The 17,130-nt window shown below is 64.5% G+C and carries 18 protein-coding genes; 6 read left to right on the top strand and 12 right to left on the bottom strand.

Features of this window, described 5'->3' with window-relative positions:
• Positions 1 to 6: 6 nt before the first annotated feature.
• The 6 genes from DCM79_RS20925 to petA form a co-directional block, all read right to left on the bottom strand.
• Positions 7 to 546 carry an adenine phosphoribosyltransferase gene (locus DCM79_RS20925; protein WP_018323310.1) on the bottom strand — a complete coding sequence of 180 codons (540 nt, stop codon included), beginning with the start codon at positions 544 to 546 and terminating at the stop codon, positions 7 to 9.
• Between the two features lie 9 nt (positions 547 to 555).
• Positions 556 to 2,721 (bottom strand): anthranilate synthase component I, encoded by a 2,166-nt coding sequence (locus tag DCM79_RS20930; protein WP_257176142.1) that lies wholly within the window; start codon positions 2,719 to 2,721, stop codon positions 556 to 558.
• Between the two features lie 232 nt (positions 2,722 to 2,953).
• Positions 2,954 to 3,520, bottom strand: a complete 567-nt coding sequence (locus DCM79_RS20935; RefSeq protein WP_257176143.1) for a hypothetical protein — start codon at positions 3,518 to 3,520, stop codon at positions 2,954 to 2,956.
• Between the two features lie 56 nt (positions 3,521 to 3,576).
• A complete protein-coding gene (locus DCM79_RS20940; RefSeq protein ID WP_257176144.1) occupies positions 3,577 to 4,251 on the bottom strand; it encodes a dienelactone hydrolase family protein in 675 nt (224 codons plus the stop codon).
• A gap of 264 nt (positions 4,252 to 4,515) precedes the next feature.
• Positions 4,516 to 6,588, bottom strand: coding sequence for a cytochrome b/c1 (fbcH, locus tag DCM79_RS20945; RefSeq protein WP_257176145.1), 2,073 nt, complete (start codon positions 6,586 to 6,588; stop codon positions 4,516 to 4,518).
• 62 nt (positions 6,589 to 6,650) lie between these two features.
• Entirely contained in the window at positions 6,651 to 7,181 is a 531-nt protein-coding gene (gene petA / locus DCM79_RS20950; RefSeq protein ID WP_028134854.1) for a ubiquinol-cytochrome c reductase iron-sulfur subunit, read from the bottom strand.
• A 278-nt stretch (positions 7,182 to 7,459) separates the two neighbouring features.
• Here petA and DCM79_RS20955 point away from each other — a divergent pair, with 278 nt between their 5' ends.
• From DCM79_RS20955 to DCM79_RS20975, 5 genes are all read left to right on the top strand, one after another.
• A complete protein-coding gene (locus tag DCM79_RS20955) occupies positions 7,460 to 7,918 on the top strand; it encodes a tRNA (cytidine(34)-2'-O)-methyltransferase (protein ID WP_257176146.1) in 459 nt (152 codons plus the stop codon).
• An 18-nt stretch (positions 7,919 to 7,936) separates the two neighbouring features.
• Positions 7,937 to 8,569, top strand: coding sequence for a 7-carboxy-7-deazaguanine synthase (gene queE, locus DCM79_RS20960; protein WP_257176147.1), 633 nt, complete (start codon positions 7,937 to 7,939; stop codon positions 8,567 to 8,569).
• Between the two features lie 134 nt (positions 8,570 to 8,703).
• The gene (gene hemF, locus DCM79_RS20965; protein ID WP_257180805.1) at positions 8,704 to 9,591 is read left to right on the top strand and encodes an oxygen-dependent coproporphyrinogen oxidase; all 888 of its coding nucleotides are present in this window, start codon (positions 8,704 to 8,706) and stop codon (positions 9,589 to 9,591) included.
• The gene (locus DCM79_RS20970; RefSeq protein WP_257176148.1) at positions 9,582 to 10,328 is read left to right on the top strand and encodes an HAD family hydrolase; all 747 of its coding nucleotides are present in this window, start codon (positions 9,582 to 9,584) and stop codon (positions 10,326 to 10,328) included. Before hemF ends, DCM79_RS20970 begins: the two co-directional genes overlap by 10 nt.
• Before the next feature lie 290 nt (positions 10,329 to 10,618).
• Entirely contained in the window at positions 10,619 to 10,816 is a 198-nt protein-coding gene (locus tag DCM79_RS20975) for a DUF2158 domain-containing protein (protein WP_257176149.1), read from the top strand.
• A 125-nt stretch (positions 10,817 to 10,941) separates the two neighbouring features.
• On the opposite strand, the gene DCM79_RS20980 is transcribed toward DCM79_RS20975, so the two are convergent.
• A complete protein-coding gene (locus DCM79_RS20980) occupies positions 10,942 to 11,430 on the bottom strand; it encodes a hypothetical protein (RefSeq protein WP_257176150.1) in 489 nt (162 codons plus the stop codon).
• Between the two features lie 757 nt (positions 11,431 to 12,187).
• On the opposite strand from DCM79_RS20980, the gene DCM79_RS20985 reads away from it, so the two are divergent.
• Positions 12,188 to 13,291 carry an acyltransferase gene (locus tag DCM79_RS20985; RefSeq protein WP_257176151.1) on the top strand — a complete coding sequence of 368 codons (1,104 nt, stop codon included), beginning with the start codon at positions 12,188 to 12,190 and terminating at the stop codon, positions 13,289 to 13,291.
• Positions 13,292 to 13,452: 161 nt separating this feature from the next.
• Here the strand turns inward: DCM79_RS20985 and DCM79_RS20990 are convergent, their stop codons facing one another.
• Genes DCM79_RS20990 through DCM79_RS21010 form a run of 5 tightly spaced genes read right to left on the bottom strand, consistent with a single transcriptional unit; the run spans position 13,453 to position 17,038 of the window.
• Positions 13,453 to 14,223, bottom strand: a complete 771-nt coding sequence (locus tag DCM79_RS20990; RefSeq protein ID WP_257176152.1) for a sulfite exporter TauE/SafE family protein — start codon at positions 14,221 to 14,223, stop codon at positions 13,453 to 13,455.
• A complete protein-coding gene (locus DCM79_RS20995) occupies positions 14,220 to 15,488 on the bottom strand; it encodes a CCA tRNA nucleotidyltransferase (protein ID WP_257176153.1) in 1,269 nt (422 codons plus the stop codon). Before DCM79_RS20995 ends, DCM79_RS20990 begins: the two co-directional genes overlap by 4 nt.
• A 10-nt stretch (positions 15,489 to 15,498) precedes the next feature.
• A complete protein-coding gene (locus tag DCM79_RS21000) occupies positions 15,499 to 15,762 on the bottom strand; it encodes a DUF6111 family protein (RefSeq protein ID WP_028134844.1) in 264 nt (87 codons plus the stop codon).
• Positions 15,759 to 16,430 (bottom strand): CoA pyrophosphatase, encoded by a 672-nt coding sequence (locus tag DCM79_RS21005; RefSeq protein WP_257176154.1) that lies wholly within the window; start codon positions 16,428 to 16,430, stop codon positions 15,759 to 15,761. The genes DCM79_RS21000 and DCM79_RS21005 overlap by 4 nt, the downstream gene beginning before the upstream one ends.
• Positions 16,427 to 17,038, bottom strand: a complete 612-nt coding sequence (locus DCM79_RS21010; protein WP_257176155.1) for a DUF1285 domain-containing protein — start codon at positions 17,036 to 17,038, stop codon at positions 16,427 to 16,429. The genes DCM79_RS21005 and DCM79_RS21010 overlap by 4 nt, the downstream gene beginning before the upstream one ends.
• Between the last annotated feature and the right edge of the window lie 92 nt (positions 17,039 to 17,130).

A 17,130-nucleotide genomic window follows, 5' to 3' on the forward strand; every position in this document is an offset into this window, starting at 1 on the left:
AGCGGCTCAGTGTCCCTCGAACGTCATCAGCGTGCGCACCGGCACGTCCATGGCGCGCAGCTTGGCGGCGCCGCCGAGCTCGGGCAGGTCGATGATGAAGCAGGCGGCAACGACGTTGGCGCCGATCTGGCGCAGCAGCTTCACCGCGCCCTCCGCGGTGCCGCCGGTGGCGATGAGATCGTCGACCAGGATGACGCGCTCGCCGGGCTGGATCGCGTCGACATGCATCTCCATCTCGTCGATGCCGTATTCGAGCGAATAGGCGATGCGCACGGTGGTGTGCGGCAGCTTGCCCTTCTTGCGGATCGGCACGAAGCCGGCGGAGAGTTGGTGCGCCACCGCGCCGCCGATGATGAAGCCCCTCGCCTCCATGCCGGCGACCTTGTCGATCTTGTTGCCGGCCCAGGGATTGACGAGCTCATCGACCGCACGGCGGAAGGCGCGCGCATCCGCGAGCAGGGTCGTGATGTCGCGGAACATGATCCCGGGCTTCGGATAGTCCGGGATGGTGCGGACGCTCGCCTTGATGTCGTGGTCAAAAGTCATTGGTGCCTCTCAATCGACACGCGCATCCAGCCGGAACGCGTTTTCAACAATACGTAGTCCCACTTCATTGCCGAGCGACATCAGCGATTCCGGGTGGAATTGCACGCCGGCGACCGGCAGGGTCTTGTGCTCCAGCGCCATGGCGACACCGTCCTCGGTGCTGGCGGTGACGGACAGCACTTCCGGCATGCTGTCGCGTTCGACATAGAGCGAGTGATAGCGGCCGATGACGATCTCGTTCGGCAGATTGCGCATCAGGCGCCCGCCGCGCACCTGCACCCGCGAGGGCCGGCCGTGCGCGGGATGGGTGAGCTGGCCGAGCTCGCCGCCGAAATATTCGCCGATGGCCTGCACGCCGAGGCAGACGCCGAACACCGGCAGCTTCTTCTCCAGCGCCGCATCGATCGTCTTGTTGATCGCGAAATCTTCCGGCCTGCCGGGGCCCGGCGACAGCACCAGCAAATCCCAGGTCTTCTGCTTGAGCATGTCGAGCGCGTGCACGTGGCGGACCACGGTGACGTCGGCGCCGACCTGGCGGAAATAATCGGCGAGCATGTGCACGAAGCTGTCGTCGTGGTCGATCAGCAGCACCCGCTTGCCCGAGCCGGTCGCATCGGGCGCGAAAGTCGAGAGCGGCTTCGGCGGATCGCCGCGCAGCGCCTGGAACAGCGCGGCGGCCTTGACCTGGCATTCGCGGTCTTCGGCGGCCGGATCGGAATCGAACAGGCAGGTGGCGCCGACGCGCACTTCGGCGAGGCCATCCTTCATGCGGATGGTGCGGATGGTGAGGCCGGTGTTGATGCTGCCGTCGAAATTCACCGCGCCGATCGCACCGGCATACCAGCGCCGCGGCGAGCGTTCGTGATCCTCGACGAACTGCATCGCCCACAGCTTTGGCGCGCCGGTGACGGTGACGGCCCAGGCATGGGTGAGGAAAGCATCGAGCGCATCGAAGCCGGGGCGCAGCATGCCCTCGACATGGTCGACGGTGTGAAACAGCTTCGAGTAGGTCTCGATCTGGCGGCGCGCCAGCACCTTGATGGTGCCGGGGACGCAGACGCGCGCCTTGTCGTTACGGTCGACGTCGGTGCACATGTTGAGCTCGAACTCGTCCTTCTCCGAGTTCAGGAGCTTACGGATCTGCTCGGCATCGCCGATCGAATCCGTGCCGCGCGCGATCGTGCCCGAGATCGGGCAGGTCTCGACGCGCCGTCCGTCCGAGCGCACGAACATTTCCGGCGAGGCGGAGACGAGAAACTCGCCCTCCCCCAGATTCATCAGCGCGCCGTAGGGCGACGGGTTGATGACGCAGAGGCGCTGGAAGACTTCGGCCGGCGATCGGTCGCAGGGCTCGGCAAACAATTGTCCCGGCACCGCCTCGAACAGATCGCCGCGCGCGAACGCCGCACGCGCGGTCTCGACCGTGGCCTGATATTCGCCGGGCGCGTGGTCGGCAAAGCCCTGGCGCGGCGTCTTCAGGTACGGGCTCTCCGTGGTCTCGCGCGGCAGGCCCTCGGTGGACTTGCCCTTCCAGGCGAAATCGTAGGAGAGCACGACGCCGCGGCCGGTGGCGCGGTCATAGGCCAGCAGGCGATCGGGAACGTAGAGCACGATGTCGCGCTGGTCCTGCTCGCGCGGGCGCTTCTGCACGAGATCCTCGATCTGGAAGACGAGGTCGTAGGCGAAGGCACCGAACAGGCCGAGCAGCCCGTCATCATTGGCGGAGAAGGCGGCGACGAGGTCGCGCACCAGCGACATCACGCTGGCGCGCCGCGTGCGCTGGTCCTCCTCGACCGGCGCGTCGCCGCGGATGATGTGGCCTGCGAGGCGCACGGGCGTCTTCTCGGAGATCACCACGCAGGGCTCGCGCAGGACGTCGCCGAGGAAGGCGATCAGCACCTCTCCTCGTGGGTTGAGCGCTTCGAGCTTGAAATTGAAGCCCGTTGTCTCGAGCTTGAGCGGCGGATCGGAGAAGCCGAGGTCAAAACTCTCGTAGCGGCCGGGAACGGTCGTACCCGAGGACAGCACCACGCCGCGGCGGCGGTCGAGCAGATTGATCAGGTCGTCGAGCCGGCTGGCGCCGCCGGTAAACTGCTCTGCCACGCGCGTGATCGCAAGACCTGCGCGGGTCGCATAGTCGCTTCTGGCCGGGAGGGCAAAGACGGTCCTGTTCATGTCGTCCTCTTACGAAACTTGCCGAGGGAACGCCACACAGGACAAACGAGAAGGCCGCCGCGCTGTGCAGGCGACCTCAGACGATTTGGGAAAGAAAAATCGCACCGGCCACCTCGTCAGGAGGTGCGCCACCAAAGACGGGCTGGGCGGACGGCGGTGCTCATGGGGCGATACTCACCATGGCGCGGGGACGGCGTCAAGGGCCGCCCCATCTGCGAGGGTCGGCTTCGGACTATTGCTCGAGAGGGTCAGGCTCCCAGCCGAACCTGCTCTTCTTCCGATCCCATTTGAGGACAGAATAGCCGTCGCATTCCATGCACCCCCAAAGGACGAGCTTGCCACGCTTATCCTTCGAAAGAGCCGCGAACTGGCGGTTGGTACGTACGGCGTCGACAAAGCGCACCTTAGGCTTCTCGCCGTCCGGCTGATCGAGGATCAGCATGAACCTGCCCTTTGGGCCGGCACACTCCTGAAACACACCGACCACGGCGATCTGCCTCGTGGCGGCGCTGTCGAAGCGCCCCTCGACGGCAAAGGACATGCCGGCGTCCTTCATCACATCAGCGCCATTCTCGACCAGCAGCTCCTTGGGAATCAGGTCCTTGCGGAATTCGGTCGCCTTGCACCAGCTCTTGCGGATCTGGTTCGCGGGGATGCCGCGAACTTCGGTCGTGAACGGGTGGAATTCCGCGATGACCCACCAGGCCTCTGCCTTGAGGTTGCCGTTCAGCGTGACAAAGGCCTGCTCTGCCGCCGCCTGGGCCGTCGTCAACGCAACGATGCAGGCAATGGCGGCCACGGCCCCAACGATCAGGCCGCGCACGCGGCGGGTGAGAGACGACGTCGCCATACGTCTCACCCCAGATGCTTGCGGAAAAACTCCGTCGCCCTGCCCCAGGCGAGCTCGGCGGCTTCGCGGTCGTGCACGGCCTGGCGCTGCTCGTTGACGAAGGCATGCTCGGCGTCATAGCGGAACAGCTCGAGCGACTTGCCGGCGGCCTTCATCGCCTTTTCGAAGCCGTTGACCAGCTCCGGCGTGCACCAATCGTCCTTGTTGGCGAAATGGGCCTGGAGCGGAATCTTGACGTCGGCGGGCTTGGCGGCCTGCTCCGGCGGGATGCCGTAGAACACGACGCCGGCCGCGAGCTCCGGAATCCTGGTCGCGCCGATGATGGTCACGGCCCCGCCGAGGCAGAAGCCGGTCAGCCCGACCTTGGCGCCGTTGCGCGACAAATATTGCGCGGCGCCGCGTACCGTCTGCGTGGTGGCATCCATGAAGTCGAGCGAGTTCATCTCCTTGTTGGCGCTGTCCGTGTCGTGATACGGCACCACCTTGCCCTTGTAGAGATCGGGCGCCAGCGCATCGAAGCCGGCCAACGCAAAGCGGTCGCACAGGCCTTTGATCTGATCCGACAGTCCCCACCATTCCTGGATCACGACCACGCCCGGCGCGTTGCCGCGCGCGGCATTGGCGAGATAGCCCGAGGCGTCCTTGCCGTCCGGCCGCTTGAAGGTGATGGCGGTTCCCATGGTGTCCTCCGGTGAGTTTCTGAGGGAGCGGTTGACGGTATTTTGGCGGGTGAGCGCAGAGGACGCAATCACCGCGCAAACAAACTCTCGTGCCCCGGATGCTGCGCGGCGCGCCGCCCCTTGCGGCGTGATGCGCTGCTGTTCCTGGGGCCCAGCCGGAAGCATCCTGGGTCCCGGCTCGCGCTTCGCGCGTCCGGGACACGAGAGCAACAAAAAAGCCCCCTTGCGGGGGCTTTCTCATGTCTTGTCTCGTCAGGCGCGGCCTCAGTGCGAGCTGGCCCAGACCTTCTTCTTGGTGAAGTACATCAGGCCCGCGAACAGAATCAGGAACACGAAGACCTGGAAGCCGAGGCGCTTGCGCGCCTCCATATGCGGCTCGGCGGTCCACATCAGGAAGGTGGTGACGTCCTTGGAATATTGCGCGACCGTCGTCGGCGATCCGTCGTCATAGGTCACCTGGCCGTCGCTGAGCGGCTTCGGCATCTTGATGGCGTGGCCCGGGAAGTACTTGTTGTAGTAGGACCCCTCCGGGATGGTCACGCCCTCAGGCGCCTTGTCCTCATAGCCCTGGAGCACCGCGGTGACATAGTCAGGCCCCTGCTCCTGGTACTGGGTGAAGACGTCGAAAATGAACCAGGGGAAGCCACGCTTGTAAGAGCGCGCCTTGGTGATCAGGGACAGGTCGGGCGGTGCCGCACCACCGTTCGCCGCACGCGCAGCCTGCTCGTTCGGGAATGGCGAGGGGAAATAGTCCGCCGGCCGGCCCGCCCGCTCGAACATGTCACCCGCATCGTTCGGACCGTCCTTGACCTTGTACTCGGCTGCAAACGCCGACGCCTGCGCCACGGAATAGCCGGGCCCGCCGGGCTCGGCGAGGTTGCGGAAGGCGACGTAAGACAGGCCGTGGCAGCTGGCGCAGACCTCCTTGTAGACCTTCAGGCCGCGCTGCAGGGCGCCGCGATCGAACGTACCGAAAGGCCCAGCGAAGGACCATTTGTTGCCCGGAGGCTTGTCGCCGCCTTCGGACGCTTTCGCGCTGTCGATCGAGCCCGCGAACAACGAGCCGGCGAGCGCCAGCACGATCGCGGTCGACACCATCGGTGTCGATCGGCTGCCGGTCTTGGCCAGCACCGCATCCGAGATCGAGTTCGGCACCGGCCGCGGCTTCTCGATCCGCGAGAGCAGCGGCAGCACGATCAGGAAGTAGGCGAAGTAGCAGAAAGTCAGGATCCGGCCGGCAATGACGTAGATGCCCTCCGGCGGCTGCGCGCCGAGATAGCCGAGCAGGATGCAGACAACGACGAAGATCCAGAAGAACTGCTTGGCCAGCGGGCGATACTTCGACGACTTCGTCTTCGCGGCGTCCAGCCAGGGCAGGAAGCACAGGATGATGATCGCCCCGAACATCGCAACGACGCCAGCGAGCTTGTCCGGAATCGAGCGCAGGATCGCGTAGAACGGCAGGTAATACCATTCCGGCACGATGTGCGGCGGCGTCACGCCCGGGTTCGCCGGAATGTAGTTGTCGGCGTCACCGAGATAGTTCGGCATGTAGAAGATGAACCAGGCGTAGAGCAGCAGGAAGCAGGCGACGCCGAACATGTCCTTGATGGTGGCATGCGGCGTGAACGGCACCGTGTCCTTTTCCGTCTTCGGCTCAACGCCATCAGGATTGTTCTGGCCGGCGACGTGCAGCGCCCAGACGTGCAGCACGACGACGCCCGCGATCACGAACGGCAGCAGATAGTGCAGCGAGAAGAAGCGGTTCAGCGTCGGGTTGCCGACCGCATAGCCGCCCCACAGCAACGTCACGATGCTCTCGCCGACATAGGGAATGGCGGAGAACAGGTTGGTGATGACGGTGGCGCCCCAGAAGCTCATCTGGCCCCAGGGCAGCACGTAGCCCATGAAGCCCGTGGCCATCATCAGGAGGTAGATGATGACGCCGAGGATCCACAACACCTCGCGCGGTTCCTTGTACGACCCGTAATAAAGGCCGCGGAACATGTGGACGTAGACGGCGACGAAGAACATCGAGGCGCCGACCGCGTGCATGTTGCGCAGCAGCCAGCCGTAGTTCACGTCGCGGACGATCAGCTCGACCGACTTGAAGGCGAGATCGGCATTCGGCGTGTAATGCATCGCCAGGATCACGCCGGTCAGGATCTGCATCCCCAGCATGAAGGAGAGGATGGCGCCGAAGGTCCACCAATAGTTCAGGTTACGCGGGGTGGGATAGGCGACGAACGAGGAGTGCATGAGGCCGAAGATCGGCAGGCGCCGCTCGATCCATTGCAGGGCCGGATTGCTCGGCTGGTAGTCGGATGGTCCGCTCATGATGCGATCCTGAGGAAATAATACGACGAGACGGCGCGAAGCTTCGGACGAAGGTCCGAAGCTCAGCCGATCTGGATTTTGGTGTCGGAAACGAACTGGTACGGCGGCACTGGCAGGTTCGAGGGCGCAGGGCCCTGGCGGATGCGGCCGGACGTATCGTACACCGAACCATGACAGGGGCAGAAGAACCCGTCGTAGCTGCCTTCATGAGCGATCGGGATGCAGCCGAGATGGGTGCAGATGCCGATCACGACCAGCCACTGATCGTGACCGGACTTGACCCGAGCCTCGTCGGTCTGCGGATCGGGCAGGCTCGCCACGTTGACGGCGCGCGCCTCCTCGATCTGCTTCTTGGTGCGGTGGCTGATGTAGATCGGCTTGCCGCGCCAGAACACCTTGATGTCCTGGCCCTCGGCGATCGGGCTGAGATCGACCTCGATCGGCGCACCGGCGGCGATGGTCGAGGCGTCAGGATTCATCTGCGAGATGAAGGGCCAGAGCGCGGCCGCGCCCCCTACTGCTGCAGCTGCCCCGGTTGCAACGAATAAGAAATCACGGCGTGTCGGATGGTCCGCCGAAGACGCTGTCGTCACGATTCCAACCCTTTCTTCTTGTGCAACCGGTGGAACCGCTCCAGGGGGCGCCCATGAGGTCCCCGGAAAGGCTGCCGGCGCCCGCGGCCCCCCGCGGCGGCAGAACTTCGCTTATTCGCCTCTAAACAGGCGAAACAGCAGTCCAGAATCGTTCTATTGGCACCCTTGCCGGGCGAGCGCAAGCCCGCTATCGGCGCGGGGGCGTGCCATGCACGAATTCCCGGGCAGGCGATGTTTTATTGAGACATTTCCATCCCGCAACCAGCCCGCCATTCCCGATGCAGATAGCGCTTTTCCAACCCGACATTCCCCAGAACACCGGCACGATTCTCAGGCTCTGCGCCTGCCTCGGGCTGGACGCCCATATCATCGAACCGGCGGGGTTCCCGGTCTCCGACCGCGCGTTCCGCCGGGCGGGAATGGACTACCTCGGCCATGTCAGCATCGTCCGGCACGATTCCTGGCCGAAGTTCGAGGACTGGCGCGCCGCCCACGGCCACCGCCTGCTGCTGTTCACCACCAAGGCCGCCACCGATTATCGCGATTTCCGTTACCAGACGTCGGACATCCTGCTATTCGGGCGCGAGAGCGCCGGAGTGACCGAGGCGGTGGTCGAGGCCGCGGATGCGCGGCTGGTGATCCCGATCCGGGCCGGGCTGCGGTCGCTCAATGTCGCCATGAGCGCGGCGATGGCCGCCGGCGAGGCGCTGCGGCAGGTCCGGAATCCGCAAGTCTGAAGGCCAAAGGAGAGACGATTGAGTTACGCGGTCAAGGAAATCTTCCTGACCCTGCAAGGCGAAGGCGCCCATGCCGGACGCGCCTCCGTGTTCTGCCGCTTTGCCGGCTGCAACCTCTGGAGCGGGCGCGAGGCGGACCGCATCGAAGCCATTTGCAAGTTCTGCGACACGGATTTCGTCGGGACCGACGGCACGCTCGGCGGCCGCTATGGCTCGGCGGCCGAGCTCGCCGACACCATCGCCGCGCAATGGCGGGCCGCCGAAGCCGACCGCTACGTGGTGCTGACCGGCGGCGAGCCGCTGCTCCAGGTCGACGCCGCGCTGATCGAGGCGCTGCACGCCCGCGGCTTCGAGATCGGCGTCGAGACCAACGGCACCGTCGAAGCGCCCGATGGCCTCGACTGGATCTGCGTCAGCCCCAAGGGCGGCAGCGAGCTGGTGCTGCGCCGGGGCCACGAGCTGAAACTCGTCTACCCGCAGGCCCTTGCCGCGCCAGAGACGTTCGAGCACCTTGCCTTCGAGCGCTTCTCGCTGCAGCCGATGGACGGCCCCGAGGTGATCGAGAACACCACGCGCGCGATCGACTATTGCCTGCGCCACCCGCAATGGCGGCTCAGCGTGCAGACGCATAAATCGCTCGGCATCAGATAGGGACAGATCTCGTAGGGTGGGCAAAGCGAAGCGTGCCCACCATTGAGGACGACGATAAAAAGACGTGGGCACGGCGCACGGCGCCTTTGCCCACCCTACGGCACACTCCGCGTGGTAAGCGACCGGGAATGAAGATGGACAATTCGACGATCGAAGACCGCAAGGCCCGTGCCCGCACTTGGTTCGAGGCCTTGCGCGACGACATCTGCGCGAGCTTCGAGCGGCTCGAGGACGACGCCCCGCAAGATCTCTATCCGGGCGAAGCCGGCCGCTTCAAGCGCACGCCCTGGCAGCGCGCCGACCATACCGGCGCGCCCGGCGGCGGCGGGGTGATGTCGATGATGCACGGCCGGCTGTTCGAGAAGGTCGGCGTACATTGCTCGACCGTGCACGGCGAGTTCGCCCCTGAATTTCGCGCCCAGATTCCCGGCGCGGCGGACGACCCGAAGTTCTGGGCCTCCGGCATCTCGCTGATCGCGCATATGCGCAATCCGAACGTGCCCGCCGTGCACATGAACACGCGCTTCGTCGTCACCACGAAAGCCTGGTTCGGGGGCGGCGCCGATCTCACCCCGGTGCTCGACCGCCGGCGCACGCAGGACGATGCCGACACCATCGCCTTCCACGCCGCGATGAAGGAGGCCTGCGCGCAGAACAGCGGCGTTGCCGATTACGACAAGTACAAGACATGGTGCGACGAGTATTTCTACCTGCCGCACCGCAAGGAGCCGCGCGGCATCGGCGGCATCTTCTACGACTGGCACGACAGCGGCGATTGGGAGGCCGACCTCGCCTTCACCAAGGACGTCGGCCGCGCTTTCCTGAAGATCTACCCCGAGATCGTCAGACGCAATTTCGCCAGCGCCTGGACCGCCGCCGACCGCGAGGAGCAATTGATCCGGCGCGGCCGCTACGTCGAGTTCAACCTGCTCTATGATCGCGGCACCATCTTCGGGCTCAAGACCGGCGGCAATGTCGATTCGATCCTGTCGTCGATGCCGCCGGAGGTGAAATGGCCGTGACCGTTTCGAAGCCGCTCCCCCGCGCCATGCTGATCGACATGGACGACACCATCCTGTCGGCCTATGGCCGGCCCGAGATCGCCTGGAATACGATCGCGAACGAGTTTGCCGAGGAGCTTGCGCCGCTGCCGCCGCCGCAGGTCGCGACCGCGGTGCTGGCCTATGCCAGGCAGTTCTGGTCGACCGCGGAGCCGATCTGGCGGATGAAGCTCGGCGAGGCGCGGCGGCTCACGGTGCGCGGCGGCTTCGCCGCGCTCGCCGCCGACGGCCATCGCGCCCTGCCCGATGATCTCGCCGACCGCATCGCCGACCGCTTCACCACCTTCCGCGAGGAAGCGATCTTCGTCTTCCCCGGTGCGCATGATGCGATCGACGCGTTCAGGGCACGGGGCGTCAAGCTCGCGCTGGTGACGAACGGCGCCGCCGACATGCAGCGCGCCAAGGTCGAGCGGTTCGAGCTGGCGCATCGCTTCGACCACATCCAGATCGAGGGCGAGCACGGTTTCGGCAAGCCCGAGGAGCGCGCCTATCTGCACGCGATGGAGGCGCTCGGCGTCACGCCTGAGGACACCTGGATGATCGGCGACAATCTGGAATGGGAAGTCGTGACGCCGCAGCGGCTCGGCATCTATTCGATCTGGATCGACGTGCACGGCGACGGCCTGCCGGAAGGCTCGACCGTCAAGCCCGACCGCATCATCCGCTCGCTGAGCGAATTGGTGCCGGATCGGTCCTGAGCAGGCCGTCCGATAAAAAGTCGAAAAACAACCCCATGCACAGTAGACGGCCCCTGCAAAATCAAGGACTTGCGGATTTTGCGAAACGCCTTTGAAGCGTCAGTCAAAACAGGGGTATGACGTCGCACGATCAAGAGGCGGATGCCCAGAGGCTCAGTGCGGCAGCAGGATCTTGTGCACCACGCCGGACCCACCGCCGGATTCTCTCGGCACGACCGGTCTGCGTGATCGGCCCGTCATGACCGCCTGCTAGCTTCCCTTCCGGGTCGATCACGCGAAAGGAACACTCCATGGACTTGAAAGCCGGCGATGTGGTGATGCTCAAATCCGGCGGCCAGCCGCTGACGGTTGCGGAGGTGAAGGAGAGCGACGTGCTCTGCCTTTGGATGGGCATGGAAGGCGAGCTGTTCCGCGAGACGCTGCCATTGGCAGTACTGGTGCAGGTGGAAGAGGATGAGGATGAAGACGAGGAAGAGGACGAAGACTAGGCGCGCTCAAGACCGCATCCCGGTCAGGCCGGCCTGCTCGGCAACAGCGCCTGCTGATCTGCCAATCGCGGGGCAACAGCGGACATGGCTTGATGTCGCGAGGGGCCAATAGCCGACCCGCCGCATCATAGATTTTTCACCAAGCGCCGGTGGAGCGTTGCGGCGTTGGGCTGCCTGGCGGCCCATTCCAGATTACGTTCGCCATCGATCTTCACCCAAGACGTACGAGTCGGCGCATCGTCGCCAGTGAGCGAGTTGAACGTACATGATGCTCTTTCTCGCATGATGGCGCCGACGGAATCTCGAGCCTGGTAGGCGATGAGCGCCACGTACTGAACGGGCGGGTGGCGCGCTGATTGCATCATGAATCTTCTGGTTGACTCGGGTACGGCCCGTTCCGGCTCGGCGAAAAATTCGTCCCACGCGATCGTTCTTCTGGAGTCTTCCAGGTCGATCCGTTGATAGGTGGAAGGATCCGCCAGCCGCTCTTGAATCGCCTTTTCGCAGGTCTGCACAAATTGAGAGGTGAACGGCGGATGGCTACGCACGTAAGCATTGCCGAGACCAGCGACACCGAGGACTACGAATGCTGCAATGGCGAGCTTGATTCTCATCTCTGATTCTCGCAGGTCCGCCAACTTGGATTGGAGCGGATGGAAGTAGGTTGCGCACCGTCAGGCAGCAACGCAACGGATTACCGTAGCTCGATTAAGGCTAAGCGTGCATTAACCTGATCGCACAACCATTCATTCTGAAGTCTGGTACTTTGCCGCTGGCGCGTTCGACGGCGAGTTGTCCGATTTGTTCTGGTCGGAACGTTTGGTTTGGGCGTCGATGATGCCGATACGCGATCAGGTCCGCTTGACCCATGGCAGCCGATAGGCAAACGAACCCCGGGTCTTGTCGGCATGGGCCCAACAGCTGCGCGGACAGCCCAAAGCGGAATGTGTTTTGGTTGAGCCGATGCTGGCCGCCGAGATCCCGCGAACGGCTTGCGACCGGCGCAAGCTTTAATCCGCACGAGGAGCTGCAACTGATGCCCCCGGGCAACCACGCGGTCAACGCATCCCCACGGCTACATTCGACAACGTGAGGACCACGAAGGCGCCCGATGCGAACTCGCGTCCATGCTTCCGGCCCCATTCAACGATCAACAGTTCCACTAAAGCTTTGCTAACCAAACAATTCTTCCAAGAGAAATCACCTATGGAACAACCGCTCATTATGAAACTGGAAATGATTGCTCCTCTAGGTTGATTCAGGATGAAATCGCAACGCCATCAAGAAAGCAGGAACGCCTAGCGTTGCGGAAGCTTCGAGCAGCTAGTCGGCTTATCTGATCGATTTAGACCGAGCATCGTTCGTGATCTCATGAAATCCAGCAATGGCTTATATTTTTCTCGCCTCGATCACATCAGAGCTCTGGCGGCCTACCTCGTTTTCGTGTGGCACTTCACCCATCTGACTAATCAATTCCCGGTGCCGTTCTCCGCCGTGCCGCCATTTCCTTTCGCGCTGCTGGATGAGGGGCACGTCGGCGTTGGGCTCTTCATGACGCTGAGTGGCTACCTGTTCGCCAAGCTGGTGAACGGGCAGGCGATCAACTATCCCGCGTTTCTCTGGAGTCGAGCCGTAAGATTGGTACCCTTGCTCGCCGCGTCTCTGGCCGCCTGGTATCTTCTTGGCAAGCTTCACATTGGGCCTCCAATTGACTTTAGTCAGATCTGGCGCGGAGTCTTGTTGCCGACGTTGCCGAACGGAGCCTGGTCGATCACGATCGAGTTTCACTTCTACCTGCTGTTCCCGTACCTGCTCGCGCTCAGCAACCGCTTTGGTCCTCATGCGCTGCTCATCGGCATCTGTCTCAGCCTCTGCCTGCGTGCGCTCCTCTGGGCAAAATACGGAGAGGTCCAGCTCGTGGCGTATTGGACCATCGTCGGGGCGATCGATCAGTTTCTGATGGGCATGTTCTTCGCAACGGCTGGCCTGGGCGAGAAGGCACGTCGCTTCATGGCTTTCACGTGTGGGCTGCTGTTCCTGATCTTCTGGCAAATCTTCGACGCCGAGGGCGGCTTCTTCTACCTCGATGGGGCCTATCCCTCTCCCTCGGCATTGTGGATAGTCATTCCGTCGATCCAGGCCGTCGCCTTCGGCAGTTTCATCGCCTGGTACGACAATTCAGGGATTAGCGTTCCCCCGAAGCTTGATCTCTGCCTTCGCAAAGTCGGAGAGTGGTCATATTCGATCTATCTCCTGCATTTTTTCCTGCGCGAAGTCGCAATATTCCTCGTCAAAGACCATGGTGGCCAAGACGCCAACTTTTGGTGGGCGCTCCCAGCTGCGACCTTGCTTTTCGCAGCCTTCGCACCTGTGGCGGGGCTGTCATACGAATTCTTCGAGAAGCCGCTTCTCCGACTGCGCACGGCCTACATCGTACGATCCAAGAAGGGTTCGGCGGCACTGCATCCGCATTGAAATCCGATCCGCGACCTCGGGCTCGATGATCTGAGATCTGTTCGGGTCAAAGCTGCCGCAGACCGTTGAGCCGGCGCCTTCCGGTTGGCTCAGCAGCCGACGTTCATGAGAACGAGCCTGGATCGCGGGCACGTTGCGCATGCCCAATCGGGCCCATCCCTCTACGCGACCAGTTGCCTCGCCGCCGCCGAGATCATCACCAGTCCGCCTGTGATGACAGCGACATCGAGGATCGCGGTGTGGATGTGCAGCGGCATCCGTTCGACGAAGGCCTTTGCCAGGAAGGCGCCAGGAATCGCGATCACGCCGATCAGGAGCGCGAAGGCGAGCACCTGTGCGGTGACGGCGCCGGCGAGGCCGAACACCGAGATCTTGATCAGGCCGGTGCCGAGCGAGATCATCGCATCGGTTGCGATCACGGCGGCGCCCTCCAGGCCGGCGGCCATCAGCAGCGAGAGCAGGATCACACCGGAGCCGGAGGTGCCACCGACCAGGACGCCGTAGCCGACCGAGCCGGCGGCAAGGCCGCCGTCGCCGATCCGCACGCTGCGGCGGCGGAGCACGCGGCGCAACGGCACGCTCAGGATCAGCATGGCCCCGATCACGAGTGCCGCGCCCGCATTGGTCAGCCGCGTATAGCCGTAGGCGCCGAGCGCGGTGGTCAGCGCCGCGCAGGCGAGCACGATAGCTGCGCGGCGGCGGTCGACGTAGCGCAGGTAAGCGACCGCACGGCTGCAATTGGTGAAGATGGCGGAGATCGCGATGATCGGCACCACGGGCTCGGCGCCGACCAGCGGCACCAGCACCAGCGGCATCAAGGCGCCGGTGCCGTAGCCGGCGAGACCGCCCACGATCGAAGCAAACAACGCCATCACCGCGACCAGCAGCAGCTGGAAAATCGAGATGTCGGCGAAGCCCGAGACGATGGTCACGTTCTCTCATCGCGGCTGATGCGGGCCGCAGCTTGATCGGCGATGGCAGCGAGTGCGGCTTGCTCCAGGGGAAAATCCGCCGCGAGCCAAGCGTCCTCGGCGAGCGTCAACACGTGTCCGAGCGCGGGTCCTTCAGGCAGTCCGCGGGCGATGAAGTCGGCGGCCTTCAGCGGAAATTTTGGCGCCGTCCAGCGCTGCGGCAGCTCGGCGAGCGCGCGCCAGCGCGTCGAGGCGACATCGCCGCCGCTCCGCGCCCAGCCCAGCAACACGCGATCGTGATAGCGCTCGGCACCGAGCCGGTAGAGCAGCCGCCGCGCATTGGCCTCGTCCTTGGTGGCGAGGCGCCACCAGCGGTGTCCCATCGAATCCAGCGCCTTGGTCTCGGCATTGGACAGCCGCAGGCGCGCGGCGACGCGCTTGGCATCCTCGGTCACGGCGACGGTCAGCGCGGCGAGGCGCCGCGTGCTGCCGGCGGCGAGGCCGAGCTCGCGCTCGACCGCGATCATCGTCGCCAGCGGTCCGGTGTAGACGACGCCGCCGACCAGCGTCTGCAGTAGGCCGCCCTCGGCCATCGCCAGCGCGGCCGCGGCCGCGCCCGATGCCACCAGGAGCTTCAGCATCTCCATCCGCACCCGCTCGGCCGAGAGGCTGGCAAGGCCGGCGCGGCCGCGGATGCAGGCGAGACAGCCGTCGCGGTCGGGATCGCCCGCGCCGAAAGCGGCGTGGATGCGGAAGAAGCGCAGGATGCGCAGATAGTCCTCGGCGATGCGCTGGTCGGGATCGCCGATGAAGCGGACGCGGCGCGCTTTGGCATCCGCGATGCCGCCGACATAATCGTAGACGACGCCCTTTGCGTCGGCCGACAGACCGTTCATGGTGAAGTCGCGCCGCTCGGCGTCCTTCACCCAGTCGCGGCCGAACGCGACCTTGGCCTTGCGGCCGAAAGTTTCGGTGTCCTCGCGCAGCGTCGTGACTTCATAGGGATGGCTGTCGATGACCAGCGTGACGGTGCCGTGATCGATGCCGGTCGGCACGCCCTTGATTCCGGCGGCCTTGGCACGTCGCATCACCTCCTCGGGCCGCGCTGTGGTCGCGATGTCGATGTCGCCAGGTTTGAGGCCGAGCAGCGCGTTGCGCACCGCGCCGCCAACCACGCGCGCCTCCTCGCCGTCGGCATTGAGCAATTGCAGGACGCGCGCGGTCCCGCCCGAGATCAGCCAGGGCGCATCGGCAAGGACCGGCGCGAGTAAAGGCTCCGCGCTCATCGTGCTGCCCCTATTTTTCCACGCCCGGCACCAGCCGACCGTTCTCGATATGGGCGGGAACGTAGGTCGAGTCCGGCGGCGCGCCGGAGAACTCCGCAAGGCCGATCAAGCCCGCGATGACGAGCGCAAGCGCGACCAGGGTGAGGCGCGCGACGATGGTGACCGGCCAGGACGAACGCGCGAACACACCGGAGCGGCTCGCGGCCAGGAACAGCGCATAGACGGCAAACGGGATGAGGAAGATTCCGATCTCGGTCAGAACCGTCCGGATCATGACGAATAGATCCGCTCATACAGCACACGCAGCATTCCCGCCGTCGCCCCCCAGATGTAGCGCTCCGCGAACGGCATCGCGTAATAGGACCGCTCCATGCCGCGGAATTCCTTGCTGTGCACCTGATGGTTCACCGGGTTCATCAGAAAGGATAGCGGCACCTCGAAGGCGTCATCAACCTCGGAATGGTTGATGGTGAGCGAGAAGCCCGGCCGGACCTTGGCCACCGTCGGCAGGATCCGGAAGCCGAACGCGGTGCCGTAGAGATCGAGATAGCCGAGCGGCTCGACGAAATCCCTGGACAGCCCGACCTCCTCCTCGGCCTCGCGCAGCGCCGCGTCCAGTGGCGAGGAATCGGTCGCGTCGATCTTGCCGCCGGGAAAGGCGACCTGGCCGGCATGGTCGTTGAGATGCGCCGCGCGCTGCGTCAGCAGAATGGTCGGCTCGGGATGATCGACCACGGCGATCAGCACCGCCGCAGGGCGCACCGGCTGCTCGCGTGCGATGATCTCCAGCATCTTGTCGGTGCCGGGATCGCCCGAGGCGGGAATGATGTTGGGATCGTAGAGGCCGGCCGGCACGTCGAAGCCGAGCCTCGCCTTCGAGCGCGCGAAGAAATCCGCAGCGCCGAGCGCAACCTGGTCGCTCTTCAGGATAGGCTTGGTCAAAGCGCGGCCCTCACCTGCTCCGCATCGGCCATGGCGAAGAATTCGCCTGATGATTCGACGCCGAACATCGGCTGGCCATCGACCATCCGCTCCTCGCCCATGTCAACCAGATCGTAATAGAGCGCCCTCGTGACCTTGGCCCAGAGATCGGCTCGGACATGCAGGTAAGGCGTCAGCCCGCCGTCCGCCGCCTGCTCGAAGCGCAGCCGGTGCGCGGCATCGCAGCTGACCCAGTCGTCGACATTGGTGCGGAAGCGCAGCACGCGATGGCCGCTCTCATCGTCCTTCTGCATCTCGACCGCCATGAACGGCGCATCGTCGACGCGGATGCCGACCTTCTCCACCGGTGTGACCAGGAAATGCTTGTCGCCCTCGCGCTTGAGGATGGTCGAGAACAGCCGCACCAAGGCGGGACGCCCGATTGGCGTGCCCAAGTAGAACCAAGTACCATCGGAGGCGATTCGGATGTCGAGATCGCCGCAAAACGGCGGATTCCACAGGTGCACCGGCGGCAGGCCCTTCTTGCCGCCTTCGGCATTGGCAGCATTCTTGGCGGCGGCAGTCAGCCCCTCGAGGCCACGATCGGCGCTCTGCCCTTGGTTCGCCATGGTTTGCCCTGACTTTGTCTTTGGCACGATTGGTGCAGGTCTACGTTGTACTTGGGTGCGCGGTTCCATCCGGGATAGTCCGGTGTGGAGGT

The organism is Bradyrhizobium sp. WBOS07, from assembly GCF_024585165.1.
Lineage (GTDB): Bacteria > Pseudomonadota > Alphaproteobacteria > Rhizobiales > Xanthobacteraceae > Bradyrhizobium > Bradyrhizobium japonicum_B.

Excerpts from the sequence above, each read along its gene's own strand:
- hemF (WP_257180805.1), top strand. The coding sequence starts at position 8,704 with ATGGACAATTCGACGATCGAAGACCGCAAGGCCCGTGCCCGCACTTGG.
- DCM79_RS20975 (WP_257176149.1), top strand. The coding sequence starts at position 10,619 with ATGGACTTGAAAGCCGGCGATGTGGTGATGCTCAAATCCGGCGGCCAG.
- DCM79_RS20955 (WP_257176146.1), top strand. The coding sequence starts at position 7,460 with ATGCAGATAGCGCTTTTCCAACCCGACATTCCCCAGAACACCGGCACG.
- DCM79_RS20940 (WP_257176144.1), bottom strand. The coding sequence starts at position 4,251 with ATGGGAACCGCCATCACCTTCAAGCGGCCGGACGGCAAGGACGCCTCG.
- DCM79_RS20970 (WP_257176148.1), top strand. The coding sequence starts at position 9,582 with ATGGCCGTGACCGTTTCGAAGCCGCTCCCCCGCGCCATGCTGATCGAC.
- DCM79_RS20985 (WP_257176151.1), top strand. The coding sequence starts at position 12,188 with ATGAAATCCAGCAATGGCTTATATTTTTCTCGCCTCGATCACATCAGA.
- DCM79_RS21000 (WP_028134844.1), bottom strand. The coding sequence starts at position 15,762 with ATGATCCGGACGGTTCTGACCGAGATCGGAATCTTCCTCATCCCGTTT.
- DCM79_RS20925 (WP_018323310.1), bottom strand. The coding sequence starts at position 546 with ATGACTTTTGACCACGACATCAAGGCGAGCGTCCGCACCATCCCGGAC.
- DCM79_RS20930 (WP_257176142.1), bottom strand. The coding sequence starts at position 2,721 with ATGAACAGGACCGTCTTTGCCCTCCCGGCCAGAAGCGACTATGCGACC.
- DCM79_RS21010 (WP_257176155.1), bottom strand. The coding sequence starts at position 17,038 with ATGGCGAACCAAGGGCAGAGCGCCGATCGTGGCCTCGAGGGGCTGACT.
- fbcH (WP_257176145.1), bottom strand. The coding sequence starts at position 6,588 with ATGAGCGGACCATCCGACTACCAGCCGAGCAATCCGGCCCTGCAATGG.
- DCM79_RS20995 (WP_257176153.1), bottom strand. The coding sequence starts at position 15,488 with ATGAGCGCGGAGCCTTTACTCGCGCCGGTCCTTGCCGATGCGCCCTGG.
- DCM79_RS20980 (WP_257176150.1), bottom strand. The coding sequence starts at position 11,430 with ATGAGAATCAAGCTCGCCATTGCAGCATTCGTAGTCCTCGGTGTCGCT.